A 12,498-nucleotide genomic window follows, 5' to 3' on the forward strand; every position below is an offset into this window, starting at 1 on the left:
AAAATGCACAAGGCCCACAAGCACAGCTTCGTGGGCCTTGTCATATCAAAGCGGACTATCAGGACTCAGCGCATCGCCTTGGCACGGGCGATGGCATTGGCGGGCATCCGGTTGCCGAGCCGGCTGAGCAGGCTCGCCGCCTTCTGGTGCATGGCCTTGTCACCGATGACGGCGCCGTGCAGCCAGTGATACGCCTCCTCGTAATCCAGGGGACTCCCCATGCCCTGCAGCAACATCTCCACCCACTCCATCTGTGCCCGCAAGAAGCCGAGGCTCGCGGCTTCCCGCATCAGGGTCTCGGCCCTCACCAGATCCTTCTGAACCAGGATCCCCTTCCAGTAATAGCGGCCAAGCTGTTCCAGCGCCGGCGCCAGCCCCTGGTTGGCGGCCTCCCACATGTACTGCACCCCGATCTGGGCATCCGGCTTGGTGCAAACTCCCCAGGCCAGCATGTCTCCCCAGAGGAACTGATAGGCAGGGATCTTCATCACCGAGGCCCGCGCCTCGATATCCTGGGTGAGCTGGCACCTGTCCTGCTTCACCCGGGCCAGATGGCGCCCCTGCTCTATCCAGTTGAGCAGTTCGTCCTGGCGATAGAGCGGCACGGCCTGCAACTCTCCCGCAGCAGCGGATGCCTGCGTCGTCGCCCTGGGCAACGGCGCAGCTGCCGGTGCGGACGGTACAGGTGCGGATGCGGATGGCGCCTGGGCTGGCGCTGCTGACACAGGGAGGGATGGCGTGGCGACAGAAGAGGCTGGCGTCAGGGCTGGCTGGGCCGATGATGAGGGTGCAGACGCCGCGGATGGCGGCGCGGTTGCAACCGCCACCGCCTGGGTGGGCGCAGCGGCCGAGGTGGGCTCCGCACCCTGCAAAGGGAAGCTGCACACACCGATAATGGCGATGAGGGTTCTTGGTTTTATCATAGGGATCTCCTGCTGCCTTCTGTTATCGGCAGCCAGGGCCATCTCCTTAGCCCGCTACACCCAACCCCGAAAATGACAAAGGGGAGCCTGGGCTCCCCTTGCGGTCGACGTATAGACTTACTTGACGAAGTCGACGCCCAGCTGGATGTCAGCCTTCAGGGTGGCCAGCATGCTGTCCATCGCTTCCTGCTCGAAGGCGCTCAGCTTGCCGTAGTCCAGCACGGTTTCGACACCGTTCTTGCCGAGCAGCACCGGCTGCGCGAAGAAGGTGGCGTGCTCACCGTTGCCTTCCACATAGGCACACTCGATGACGTTGGCTTCCCCTTGCAGACCCTTGATGAGCGACAGACCGAAACGGCAGGCTGCCTGACCCATGGAGAGAGTGGCGGAACCGCCACCGGCCTTGGCTTCCACCACTTCGGTACCGGCATTCTGAATGCGCTTGGTCATGGCAGCCACTTCCTCAGCGGTGAAGCTGGCGCCTTCAACCTGGGAGAGCAGCGGCAGAATGGTCACGCCACTGTGACCGCCGATGACGTTGACACGTACCTTGTCAACGTTCAGGCCCTTGGCTTCGGCCACGAAGGTCTCGCCACGGATCACATCCAGGGTGGTCACGCCGAACAGGCGACGCTTGTCATAGACACCGGCTTTCTTCAGCACTTCGGCGGCGATGGCGACCGTGGTGTTGACCGGGTTGGTGATGATGCCGATCAGTGCTTTCGGGCAGGAAGCAGCACACTTTTCCACCAGGTTCTTGACGATACCGGCGTTGATGTTAAACAGGTCGGAACGGTCCATGCCGGGCTTGCGCGCCACGCCGGCAGAGATCAGCACGACATCGGCGCCGACCAGAGCCGGGCTCGGATCTTCACCGCAGAAACCTTTTACTTTCACGTCAGTCGGGATGTGGCTCAGGTCCGCCGCCACGCCCGGAGTGACCGGGGCAATGTCATACAGGCTCAGTTCGGAACCGGCAGGCAGGCGGTTTTTCAACAGCAGAGCGAGGGCTTGGCCGATGCCACCGGCGGCACCCAGAACGGCAACTTTCATGATCAACTCCATGTCTAAGCGTAGGTTTAAGGTTGTTTCTAGTTGGGTTAACGCTGATTCTTATTGTGCGCCTCACCTTAAAGGATCCCCTCCTAAAAAACAATCTGATAACAGTTGTAATCACGGGTTCTGTGAGCCAGGGAACAAGCGGCGATGAAAGCGGAGAGGAATATGCGATAAATGGGAGGAAAGACACAGATTTCCTGTGCCCCCCTCATCATTAAGAGGTAAATGTGACTGCTTCAGGACTGGAAAGCCAGTGCCCGACGCTCACACCAGCGGAAACCAATTGTTAACAATCCATTCATGGTCAGATAGAGCGCTCCGGCCACGGTGAACACCGCCAGGGTGTCATAGGTCTGGGCGTTGAGACGCTGGGCCAGCCCCATGATGTCCATGATGGTGATGGTACTGGCGAGCGAACTCCCCTTGAGCACCAGGATCACCTCGTTGGAATAGGCGGGGACCAGCCGACGGGCGGCATGGCGGGTCTTCATCCACAGGGTCTGTCCGGCCGAGAAGCCGAGCGCACGGCAGGCCTCCACTTCACCGGCGGGGATGGCGTCGAGCGCCCCTTTGAACAGCCGGGTGGAGTAGGCTGCGGTATTGAAACCGAGCGCCAGCACGGCGCAGAACCAGGGTTGCTTGAGCAGCGGCCAGAGCGGCCCCGCCTTGAGCCATTCAAACTGGCCAGGCCCGTAGTAGATGAGGAAGATCTGGATGAGCAGCGGCGTACCGGTAAAGATCAGTACCCAGAGCTGCACCAGCTGGGTCGCCACCGGAATGCGACGCTCCAGCACCCAGGTCATGCCGGCCGCCATCAGCACGCCCAGCAACAAGCTGAACGCGGTGAGCTGCAGGGTGATCGCCAGCCCTCCCAGCAGGGTCATCAGGTAATCCTGCATGGTCAGCCTCCGTAACGGCGGGTATAGCGGGACGCCTGCTTCAAACCGAATTCACTCACCAGACTAATAGCCAGATAGATGAGGGCGGCAGCGGCGTACCAGGTGAAGGGTTGATAGGTGCTGGCCGAAGCCATCTGTGCCTGACGCATCATCTCGTTCACCCCGATGAGGGAGACCAGAGCGGTGTCTTTCAGCAGCACCAGCCACTGGTTGCCGAGCCCGGGCAGGGCGTGACGCCAGGCCTGGGGCAGCACGATGCGAAAGAAGGTGTGCCCCTTGCCCAGGCCGAGCGCCTGCGCCGCCAGCCGCTGCCCAGGGGGCACCGCATTGAGGGCGGCACGCAGGGTCTGGGTGGCGTAGCTCGCAAACAGCAGGGAGAGCGCCAGCACACCGCAGGCGAACGGGCTGAACTCCACATACTCCCCGGTGATGAGGAACAGCACCTGGGTCGAGCCGAAGTAGATGAAGAGCACCACCAGCAACTCGGGCAGACCTCGGATCAAGGTGGTCAGGGTGGCCACGGGCCACACCAGCCAACGCTGCTTGCTCAACTCAGCCGCACTGAATGCCAGTGCCAGCACCATGCCACCGACCAGGGATGCCAGGGCCAGCCCGAGGGTCATCCAGGCTGCATCCAACAACAGGCTCAACATGGCTTACTGCGCGAAGTACTTGTCATAGATCTTCTGATAGGTGCCGTTGGCCTTGATCTCGGCCAGCCCCTTGTTCAGCTGGGTCAGCAGTTCCTGGTTGCCCTTGGCCACCGCGATGCCAAAACCGGTACCGAAGTACTTGGCGTCGGTCACCGGGGTACCGACCACGGCGTATTCCTTGTGCTGCTTGAGCCAGTCGGCGGCCACCGCCGTATCGGCAAACACGCCGTCAGTACGGCCATTCATCATGTCCAGGAAGGCGCTCTGGTAGCTGGCGTAGGGCACGGTCAGCAGACCCTTGCTCACCCAGTTGTCCACCAGATAGGACTGGTGAGAAGTGCCGTTCTGCACGCCGACTGTCTTGTCCACCAGATCGTCCGGCCCCTTGAAGGTCTCTTTCTTGGCGACGAACACCGCGGAGTTCTCGTAATAGATGTCGGAGAAGTCGACCTGGGCGGCCCGCTCCGGCGTCACGTCCATGGCGGCGATGACGGCATCATAGCGACGGAACTTGAGGCTGGGGATCAGGCTGTCGAAGGCCTGGTTGTGGAAGCTGCACTCCAGCTTGGCCTGCTCGCAGACAGCGCGGGCCAGATCGATGTCAAAGCCCTGGAACTCGTTCTTGTCATCCAGGTATTCGAACGGCGCATAGGTTGCCTCGGTGGCGAACTTGATCTCTTTGGCCAGCACAGAAGTGCTCAGCAGACCCATGGCGGCGATCAGCAACAGACTCTTTTTCATGACAGCTTCCTTATCGACTCAATATCAATGCATCAAGAATTCGGCAAACCGGCTGGTTTGCGGGGACTGGAAGATGGCGGCGGTGCCGGATTCGATGATCCGCCCCTTCTCCAGATAGATCACCTGACTGGCCACCTTGCGGGCGAACTCCACCTCGTGGGTCACCACCACCTGGGTGATGCCGGTCTGGCTCAGAGTGCGGATGATCTCCGCCACCTCTTTGGTAATTTCGGGATCCAGGGCAGCCGTCGGTTCGTCAAACAGCAGCACCTGGGGATCCATCATCAGGGTCCGGGCAATGGCGACCCGCTGCTGCTGGCCACCGGAAAGCCGTGCGGGCCAGGCGTCCCGTTTGTCGGCCAGTTGCAGCTGGGCCAGCAAATAGGCCCCTTTCTCGATGGCCGCGTCGCGGCTCATGCCGAGCACCTTGACGGGCGCTTCAATCAGATTCTCCATCACGGTGAGGTGCGGCCACAGATTGTACTGCTGGAACACCATGCCCACCTTGCGGCGCAGCGCCTGTGCCTGACGGTTGAATTCGGCAGTAGAGAGGCTGGACGGGAAAGAAAATTCACAGTCTGCGATGCGCAACACACCGGCATCCGGCGTGTCCAGCAAGTTCATCATGCGCAGCAGAGAGCTCTTGCCTGCCCCGCTCGGGCCCAGCAATACCAAGGTCTCGCCGGGAGCAGTCCGAAAGCTCACCTGCTGCAGTACCGGCACCTTGTGCCAGGATTTTTCGATGCCGATTAATTCGATACCCATACAGCCCAATTGAATAAGTTTTCAAAATTTCGTCCTGATTCTAGCGCCAGCATAAGTTGATGCAAGCTATATTTGAATCAATATGCAGAACAAGCGCCGCTTCCTTGCCAAAACAGGCATATGAATGCAAAATAGCAGCGCTGTTCGTATCTGCTGCCTGAGCGTGACAGGCGGTCACTCCCCTCATTCGTGAGTCCAAGATGAAACATAACGACAAGCAAGAAAAACTGGCCAAGGCCTTTAAAGCCTTGCTGAAAGAGGAGCGTTTCGGCTCCCAGGCAGAGATAGTGACTGCCCTGCAAGAGATGGGCTTCGAGAACATCAACCAATCCAAGGTCTCGCGCATGCTGAGCCGCTTCGGCGCCGTTCGCACCCGCAATGCCAAGATGGAGATGGTCTACTGTCTGCCGGTGGAGCTGGGCGTGCCCACCACCTCCAGCCCCCTCAAGAACCTGGTGCTGGATGTCGACCACAACGGCGCTCTGGTGGTGATCCACACCAGCCCCGGCGCAGCCCAGCTGATCGCCCGCCTGCTTGACTCCCTCGGCAAGGCCGAAGGGATCCTCGGCACCATCGCCGGTGATGACACCATCTTCATCACCCCGACCAGCGATACCGACATCGAGGAGCTCTACCTCTCCGCCCTCGAGCTGTTCGAGCAGACGCCCTGATCCGGTCGCCTTGGGCGATCCGCACAAAAATCCCGGCCTTGGCCGGGATTTTTTGTTTTGAGCGGTCGGCAGGCCGGGCTTATTTGCCCTCGGCCACCAGAAAATCGACGGAAGGGGCGAAGAAGGCCGCACCGGTCACCGCCCGGGTGAAGCGCAGCAGGTGATCGAAGTGGCTGCCTTCCCCTTTGTACATGCTGGCCAGCATGGCGTTGAAGTGCAGCGGCGTGCGGCAGCAGGAGATGAAGTAGAGCCCCTGCTCGCTCATGGTGCCCCAGGGCATGCTCTGGCGCAGGATCTCCATGGACTCCCCCTTCGGGGTCTTGAGGTTGACCCGCTTGATGTGGGAAGTGAGCGGCTTGTCGGCGGACTCGTATTCGATGTTGTCGACTTTGGTGCGGCCTATGATGTCTTCCTGCTCCTTCAGGGCCAGCTTCTCCCAGTCGCTCATGGCGTGGACCCAGCGCTGCACGTGGATGTAGGAGCCACCGGCGAACTCGCCGCCGTCCAGCAACGCCACCACGGCGCGGTGCTCATCCTGCGGGTTCTCGGTGCCGTCGACGAAACCGGTCAGATCCCGGCAATCCTGGTTGCGAAAACCGCGGACTTCCTCGGCCAATTCAACAAGCCCGGCCAGCAGGGCCATGACGCGATGACCGGCATGATGCAGCACGTCCACCCGATCAGCACGCAACTGCACGAACAGATCGAACGGGGTATTGGGGGCCTCCTGACCGTTGGCGGATTGCGCCATGAAACCGCGGAACTGGGGCGGCCGGGCGGCAGGATAGAGATCATCCCAGGCGTCGGCCCCGACGGCGACCAGACCGCTGAAGGCAGCATCGGGGAAGTCGGCGCTCACCACCTCCCAGAGTGCTGGCAGGCTGGCCAGGCGGGAGGTCAGGGCAGCGGCGTCACCGGTGCGATTGAACATCAGATAGAGGGCGTGCAGATTCGGCTCTGCGCAGATCCCGGCTTGGGCTTTCATGTCTCTCTCCAAGTGCGTTGGCTATGGGCGTGGCGCGATTATAAACCAGCGCGCTTCCAGTTCATTGATTTCACGACAATACCACGCACTCAGGGCAAGGGGTCAAACAACACCAGGGCATGAGGCGCCACGGTCACCCGCGCGCGCTCCCCTTCCAGAGGCTCACCGATGCTGGCTTCCAGTTGCTGGCCGCCACACTCCACCAGTACCCGGCAGTGATGGCCCAGGAACTGTTGCTCACGCACCCGGAGCTCACCGTCATCCGCCGCCGTCAGCGCCAGTTGCTGAGGTCTGAGCATGAGCTGCAACCGCTCCCCCACCGCGCGGCCATGGGGCTCCTGACCGTAGATGGTTCCAAGGAGGGTCTGCACGCAGTGGCTGTCCACCACCTCGGCCGCCAGATAATTGACCCCGCCGAGAAACTCCGCCACGAAGCGGTTCCCGGGGCGGCGATAGAGCTGCTCCGGCTCCCCCACTTGCTCGATGCGACCGGCGCGAAACAGGGCCAGCCGGTCGGCGAAGGCGAAGGCCTCTTCCTTGCTGTGGCTGACGAAGATGGCACCAATGCCTTGCTGTTTGAGCAGGGCGCGGATCTCGAGGATCAGCTTCATCCGCACCTGGGTGTCGATGTTGGAGAAGGGCTCGTCCAGCAGCATCAGGCGCGGCTTGCACACCAGGGCGCGGGCGATGGCCACCCGCTGCTGCTGGCCGCCGGAGAGCTGATGGGGATAGCGCTCCCCCAGCCCCTGCAGGTTGACCAGCGCCAGCGCCTCGTCCACCTGCTGCTGGCGGCGGCCGCGCTCCTGCCCGGTCAGGCCGAAGCCGACGTTCTCGGCCACCGTCAGGTGAGGAAAGAGGGCGTAATCCTGGAAGATCATGCCGATATGGCGGGCCTCCGGCGGCACACTCACGCCGGGGGCATCGAGCAGGGTCTCTCCCAGCCGGATCTCCCCCTGGGCCAGGGGCAGCAGACCGGCCACCGCCTTGAGCAGCGTGGTCTTGCCACAGCCGCTGGCCCCCAGCAGACAGACGATCTCGTTGTCGGCCACCTGCAGGGAGAGCTGCTCCAGCACGGGGCGGCCATTGTAGTGACAGCTGACCTTCTCGATATTCAGGCAGGACAAGGTTCTTTTCCTCTCGCGTAGTGATGCCGGACGGGGCCGCTCAATGGCCTGGACCATCCAGGGTACGGTTGATCCACAGCAGGGGAATCAGCCCCACCAGCACGATGACGATGGCACCGAGCGCCCCCCGCTCCAGCATCTCGTCCGAGACGAACTGATAGACGTGAGTCGCCAGGGTTTCGAAGTTGAACGGCCGCAGCAGCAGGGCGGCGGGCAGCTCCTTCATGGATTCGATGAACACCAGCATGGCGCCGGCAAAGAGGCCGCGGCGTACCAGCGGCAGGTGAATGCGACGCAGCATGCCGCCCGCCCCCTGCCCCAGAGAGCGGGCAGCCATGTCGAGGCTGGGGGAGATCTTGCTCATGCTGCTCTCCACCGACCCGATGGCGATGGCCACGAAGCGTACCAGATAGCCGAACACGATGGCGGTGAGGGTGCCGGTCAGGAGCAGACCGGGGCCCGGCATCCCGAGCCACTCGGCCAGATCGTTGATGCCAAAATCAAGGGCCGTGAGCGGCACCAGCACGCCGATGGCCAGCACGGTCCCCGGCATGGCATAGCCCATGGCGGCGAGGCGCAGGGGCAGCAGGCTGCGAGTCCCCCCATCGAGGCGACGGAAGAAGCCGAGCAGCAGGGCAATGGCCATGGCCAGCAGGGCGGTCAGGGCCGAGATGGCGAGGCTGTTGCCCGCAAAGCGCACGAATTCGGGCGTCCACGACAGCGCGAAGTAACGCACCCCGTAATCGAGCAGGATGACGAACGGCAGGGCAAACCCCGCCAGCACCAGGCCCCAGCACCAGAGCCCGGCCAGCACGCCCCTCAGGCCCCCGAGGGGGTAACGCAGGGGCTGCTCGAAGCCCATGGACTTCTGGAACACCTGCTGGCGCTGGCGGGAGCGGCGCTCCAGCGCGATGAGCAGCACCACCGCCAGCAGCATCAGACAGGAGAGCTTGGCGGCGGTCGCCAGGCTGCCGTAGCCGAGCCAGGTGTCGTAGATGGCGGTGGTCAGGGTGTTGATGGCAAAGAAGTGGACGGTGGCAAAGTCCGCCAGAGTTTCCATCGCGACCAGAGATGCCCCCACCATGATGGCCGGGCGGGCCAGGGGGAGGCTCAGGCGGCGAAAGCTCTGCCAGGGGGTGCAGCCGAGCAGACGGCTGGAGTGAATGAGGCTGACCGACTGCTCCAGGAAGGAGGCCCGTGCCAGCAGATAGACATAGGGGAAGAGCACCAGCGCCAGCACCCAGGCGGCGCCCCCGAGGGAGCGAATGGCCGGGAACCAGTAGTCGGTCGGTCCCTGCCAGCCAAACAGGGCACGCAGCCCCGCCTGCAGCGGGCCCGAGTAGTCGAGCAGGTCGGTATAGACGTAGGCAACGATATAGGAGGGCATCGCCATGGGCAGCATCAGCGCCCATTGCAGGGCGCGGCGCCCCGGCACCTCGCACATGGCCACCAGCCAGGCGGTGGGCACTCCGAACAGCAGGCTGAAGCAGACCACCCCCAGCACCAGGCCGGACGTGTTTCGCAGATAGTCCGGCAGTACGGTATCGGCGAGGTGGGCAAACAGTTCCCCATCAGCCGAGAAGGCGGAGAAGACCAGGGCGAGTACCGGCAAACCCAGCAGCAGGGCGGTGGCCCAGCTGCCGGCAATCCATCCAAAATGTTTCATGAGTCCACAGAAGTTGATGGGGCCGTTGGCCCCATCTGATTACAAGTCGAATTTCACTTCATCCAGCAGTTGCAAGGCGTCCTTGCGGTGCTTGGCATAATCGCTGACCGGCATGGGGTCAGACTTGAACGTGCCCCAGGACTTGACCATGGCAGAAGGCTCGACCCCCGCCTTGACCGGGTACTCGGCATTCACATCCGCATACATGTGCTGGGCGGTATCCCCGGAGAGGAACTCCATCAGCTTCTGTGCTGCGTCCTTGTTCTTGGCATACTTGGTCATGGCCACGCCGCTCACGTTGACGTGGGCACCGCGATCACCCTGGTTCGGGAAGTTGATTTCCACCGCGTCGGCCCAGGACTTCTGCGCCGGGTCCTTCAACATGGCACCCAGGTAGTAGCTGTTGCCCAGGGAGACATCACAGATGCCGTCCTTGATCGCCTTGACCTGATCACGGTCGTTGCCCTGGGGCTTGCGCGCCAGGTTGGCCTTGACCCCTTCCAGCCAGGTCTTGGTGTCCGCCATGCCGTGATGGGCAATCATGGACGAAACCAGCGCCACATTGTACTCGTGCTTGCCGCTACGGGTACAAATTTTTCCTTTGAATTCAGGCTTGACCAGATCTTCGTAGCGGATGGTGTCGAGCTTGCCAAGACGCTCCTTGCTGGAGTAGATGGCACGCACCCGGGTGGTCAAGGCGAACCAGCGGTTGTCCGGATCGCGATAGATGGCGGGGATGTTCTCCTGCAGCGTCTTGCTGTCCACCGGCTGCACCAGGTCCTTGTCCACCAGCTCGGTCAGACGGCTGATGTCCACGGTCAGCATCAGATCGGCCGGAGAGAGCTTGCCTTCCCGTTCCAGACGCTCGTTCAGCCCCTCTTTGGCAAACACCACATTGACCTTGATCCCAGTCTCCTTCTCGAACTGCTGGATGATGGGCTTGATCAGCTCATCCTGACGGTTCGAATAGACGTTTACCTCCTGGGCGGCGAACGCCGACTGGGCGACAAGCGTGGAGAAAGCCAGTGCCAACATCTTCATTTTCATCATCCGTTCCTTGTCTGCGTAAAGAGTGATAACCATTTTCGTTTGCATTCTGCATGAATCGGGAGGAGAGGATCAAGGCTGTTTGCTGGGTTGGAACGATCTATTTAATCAGCGGCCAAACAAAAAGACCGGATGGAATCCCATCCGGTCTTTCGACGACCACCCCTTCACACTGTCGGCAGAACCTGCCCGGACCTTTGCCCGACCCGGCCGGGCAAAGGAGCGTACTCAGAGCGCCTCGTCGTCGCTCTCACCAGTACGAATACGCACCGCTTGCAGCAGGTCATAGACGAAAATCTTGCCGTCACCGATTTTGCCGGTATAGGCAGCCTTGCAGATGGCCTCGATCACCCCTTCGACGTTCTCGTCTGCGGTGGCGATCTCCAGCTTTACCTTCGGCAGAAAGTCGACCTGGTACTCGGCCCCCCGGTATAATTCGGTGTGCCCCTTCTGGCGACCAAAACCCTTCACTTCGGAGACGGTCAGGCCTTCCACCCCCAGGTTGGCGATGGCCTCGCGCACGTCGTCCAACTTGAAAGGTTTGATAATCGCAGTAATCAGCTTCATCTGGTTGCTCCCAATCCATGGTATGTCACGAATGGGTCATCAATTCTTGTGCCAAGTATTTTTATCGTTTATTTTCATATAGATAGATATGACACTCTGAGCCAGAAAGGCTCAGGATCACCAAGGAAGCGCATCTCGCCCCATAATGAGGCACCAAGCTGCACCAGACTCCCTTGATGCACCAAATGAGAGCATCACCCCATGTTAGTCATCTCCAACAGCGTGATCATCCCCTGGCATGAACTGCAATTCCAGACCATGCGGGCCCAGGGCAATGGCGGCCAGCACGTCAACAAGACCGACTCCGCCGTCTGGCTGCGCTTCGATTATCGCGACTCCCCCAGCCTGCCGCCGCTCTACAAGGAGGGACTGGAGCGGCTCAGCGACAGCCGGGTTCACGACGGCTTCATCCAGATCAGGGTCGAGACCCATCGCAGCCAGGACATGAATCGCAAGGAGGCCATGAGCCGCCTGACCGAGCTGCTGAAAAAAGCCGCGTGGCGCCCCAAGGCCCGCCACGCCACCAAGCCGACCCGCAGCTCCCAACGCAAGCGGGTCGATGCCAAGAAACGCAAGGGAGAGATCAAATCCACCCGCGGCAAGCCCGTACTGGAGTGACCTGCCACATGCCCGAGGACAAGAGAATGCAGTACAGCTTTTGTGAATGCGCCAAGGGGCCCCTGCTCATCGCCATCGATGGGGCCGGGCTGCGCCACGTGGAATTCATGCAAGGGGAGCGCCCCGTCCTGCCGCAACCGGAGTGGCAGCGGGATGATGCCGCCCTGGCCCCCTTCGTCGAGCAGTTTTCCGCCTACTTTGCCGGCCGCCTGCGGCGCTTCGATCTCCCCCTGGCCGCCACGGGCACACCATTCCAGCAGGCCGTGTGGCAGGCGTTGTGCGACATCCCCTACGGCGAGACCGTCAGCTACCTCCAGATTGCAGAGGCCATCGGCAACCCCAGGGCCGTGCGGGCGGTGGGCGCCGCCAACGGCCGCAATCCCCTCAGCATCATAGTGCCCTGCCACAGGGTCATAGGGCGCAGCGGTGAACTGACCGGCTACGGGGGAGGCATCCCCATCAAGCGCTGGTTGCTGGCACTGGAGCAGGAGACCGCAGACCACTTCGCGCTGACCCCATGAGAGGGTGCGCCTCCTGTCAAATGCGGGTTGCGGGTGCTGGCACCACAGACCACAGGCCACTCGCGCGGATCCTCTGACGAGCGGCATCTCCATCACATACGAGTTGCTGGTCCCAATAGCAGACCGCGTTGCACTGCTCATGACGGGCAACACCCCAATCACATGCTGGTTGCTTGCCATCTTGCAGCATGGTTACGTGATGCGTTGAGCAGGCATCGGGATAATATTCCGACGGAACCGCCCCATGGCAGGAGCATGC

14 protein-coding genes are annotated in these 12,498 nt (G+C 61.8%); 3 read left to right on the top strand and 11 right to left on the bottom strand.

Translation table 11 applies throughout. The annotated features are described in order from the left end of the window. Positions 1-65 precede the first annotated feature (65 nt). From C3418_RS03640 to C3418_RS03670, 6 genes are all read right to left on the bottom strand, one after another. Complete coding sequence (locus C3418_RS03640) at positions 66-656, bottom strand: tetratricopeptide repeat protein (RefSeq protein WP_103857969.1); 591 nt, start codon at positions 654-656, stop codon at positions 66-68. Positions 657-1,040: 384 nt separating this feature from the next. Beyond that, complete coding sequence (mdh, locus tag C3418_RS03650; RefSeq protein WP_010673076.1) at positions 1,041-1,976, bottom strand: malate dehydrogenase; 936 nt, start codon at positions 1,974-1,976, stop codon at positions 1,041-1,043. A gap of 242 nt (positions 1,977-2,218) precedes the next feature. Beyond that, positions 2,219-2,881, bottom strand: coding sequence for an arginine ABC transporter permease ArtM (gene artM, locus C3418_RS03655; protein ID WP_103857971.1), 663 nt, complete (start codon positions 2,879-2,881; stop codon positions 2,219-2,221). Positions 2,882-2,883: 2 nt separating this feature from the next. Beyond that, positions 2,884-3,534, bottom strand: a complete 651-nt coding sequence (gene artQ / locus C3418_RS03660; RefSeq protein WP_010673074.1) for an arginine ABC transporter permease ArtQ — start codon at positions 3,532-3,534, stop codon at positions 2,884-2,886. Between the two features lie 3 nt (positions 3,535-3,537). Further along, positions 3,538-4,275 (bottom strand): arginine ABC transporter substrate-binding protein, encoded by a 738-nt coding sequence (locus C3418_RS03665; RefSeq protein ID WP_010673073.1) that lies wholly within the window; start codon positions 4,273-4,275, stop codon positions 3,538-3,540. A gap of 24 nt (positions 4,276-4,299) precedes the next feature. Continuing rightward, on the bottom strand, positions 4,300-5,040 hold the full coding sequence (locus C3418_RS03670; RefSeq protein WP_041210949.1) for an ATP-binding cassette domain-containing protein: 741 nt from the start codon (positions 5,038-5,040) through the stop codon (positions 4,300-4,302). Positions 5,041-5,240: 200 nt separating this feature from the next. Here C3418_RS03670 and argR point away from each other — a divergent pair, with 200 nt between their 5' ends. Next, positions 5,241-5,711, top strand: a complete 471-nt coding sequence (gene argR / locus C3418_RS03675; protein ID WP_005308670.1) for a transcriptional regulator ArgR — start codon at positions 5,241-5,243, stop codon at positions 5,709-5,711. Between the two features lie 79 nt (positions 5,712-5,790). Here the strand turns inward: argR and C3418_RS03680 are convergent, their stop codons facing one another. The 5 genes from C3418_RS03680 to glnK all read right to left on the bottom strand — a co-directional run bounded on the left by C3418_RS03680 (position 5,791) and on the right by glnK (position 11,100). Further along, the gene (locus C3418_RS03680) at positions 5,791-6,696 is read right to left on the bottom strand and encodes a Dyp-type peroxidase (protein ID WP_103857972.1); all 906 of its coding nucleotides are present in this window, start codon (positions 6,694-6,696) and stop codon (positions 5,791-5,793) included. 89 nt (positions 6,697-6,785) lie between these two features. Further along, the gene (locus tag C3418_RS03685) at positions 6,786-7,820 is read right to left on the bottom strand and encodes an ABC transporter ATP-binding protein (RefSeq protein WP_103857973.1); all 1,035 of its coding nucleotides are present in this window, start codon (positions 7,818-7,820) and stop codon (positions 6,786-6,788) included. Positions 7,821-7,860: 40 nt separating this feature from the next. Further along, positions 7,861-9,486 carry an iron ABC transporter permease gene (locus C3418_RS03690; protein WP_103857974.1) on the bottom strand — a complete coding sequence of 542 codons (1,626 nt, stop codon included), beginning with the start codon at positions 9,484-9,486 and terminating at the stop codon, positions 7,861-7,863. Between the two features lie 39 nt (positions 9,487-9,525). Continuing rightward, on the bottom strand, positions 9,526-10,533 hold the full coding sequence (locus tag C3418_RS03695) for a Fe(3+) ABC transporter substrate-binding protein (RefSeq protein WP_010673068.1): 1,008 nt from the start codon (positions 10,531-10,533) through the stop codon (positions 9,526-9,528). Positions 10,534-10,761: 228 nt separating this feature from the next. Next, positions 10,762-11,100, bottom strand: a complete 339-nt coding sequence (glnK, locus tag C3418_RS03700) for a P-II family nitrogen regulator (protein WP_005332325.1) — start codon at positions 11,098-11,100, stop codon at positions 10,762-10,764. Positions 11,101-11,301: 201 nt separating this feature from the next. Here glnK and arfB point away from each other — a divergent pair, with 201 nt between their 5' ends. Then, positions 11,302-11,718: an alternative ribosome rescue aminoacyl-tRNA hydrolase ArfB gene (gene arfB, locus C3418_RS03705; RefSeq protein ID WP_010673067.1), complete on the top strand. Its 417-nt coding sequence runs from the start codon at positions 11,302-11,304 to the stop codon at positions 11,716-11,718. A gap of 26 nt (positions 11,719-11,744) precedes the next feature. Further along, the gene (locus C3418_RS03710) at positions 11,745-12,239 is read left to right on the top strand and encodes a methylated-DNA--[protein]-cysteine S-methyltransferase (protein WP_103857996.1); all 495 of its coding nucleotides are present in this window, start codon (positions 11,745-11,747) and stop codon (positions 12,237-12,239) included. Positions 12,240-12,498: the final 259 nt, after the last annotated feature.

Source organism: Aeromonas sp. ASNIH8 (assembly GCF_002919855.1).
Classification (GTDB): Bacteria; Pseudomonadota; Gammaproteobacteria; order Enterobacterales; family Aeromonadaceae; genus Aeromonas; species Aeromonas caviae.

Bases quoted from the DNA above. Each gene is read 5' to 3' on its own strand.
- mdh (WP_010673076.1), bottom strand. From the start codon at position 1,976: ATGAAAGTTGCCGTTCTGGGTGCCGCCGGTGGCATCGGCCAAGCCCTC.
- artM (WP_103857971.1), bottom strand. From the start codon at position 2,881: ATGCAGGATTACCTGATGACCCTGCTGGGAGGGCTGGCGATCACCCTG.
- artQ (WP_010673074.1), bottom strand. From the start codon at position 3,534: ATGTTGAGCCTGTTGTTGGATGCAGCCTGGATGACCCTCGGGCTGGCC.
- C3418_RS03665 (WP_010673073.1), bottom strand. From the start codon at position 4,275: ATGAAAAAGAGTCTGTTGCTGATCGCCGCCATGGGTCTGCTGAGCACT.
- C3418_RS03670 (WP_041210949.1), bottom strand. From the start codon at position 5,040: ATGGGTATCGAATTAATCGGCATCGAAAAATCCTGGCACAAGGTGCCG.
- argR (WP_005308670.1), top strand. From the start codon at position 5,241: ATGAAACATAACGACAAGCAAGAAAAACTGGCCAAGGCCTTTAAAGCC.
- C3418_RS03680 (WP_103857972.1), bottom strand. From the start codon at position 6,696: ATGAAAGCCCAAGCCGGGATCTGCGCAGAGCCGAATCTGCACGCCCTC.
- C3418_RS03690 (WP_103857974.1), bottom strand. From the start codon at position 9,486: ATGAAACATTTTGGATGGATTGCCGGCAGCTGGGCCACCGCCCTGCTG.
- C3418_RS03695 (WP_010673068.1), bottom strand. From the start codon at position 10,533: ATGAAAATGAAGATGTTGGCACTGGCTTTCTCCACGCTTGTCGCCCAG.
- glnK (WP_005332325.1), bottom strand. From the start codon at position 11,100: ATGAAGCTGATTACTGCGATTATCAAACCTTTCAAGTTGGACGACGTG.
- arfB (WP_010673067.1), top strand. From the start codon at position 11,302: ATGTTAGTCATCTCCAACAGCGTGATCATCCCCTGGCATGAACTGCAA.
- C3418_RS03710 (WP_103857996.1), top strand. From the start codon at position 11,745: ATGCAGTACAGCTTTTGTGAATGCGCCAAGGGGCCCCTGCTCATCGCC.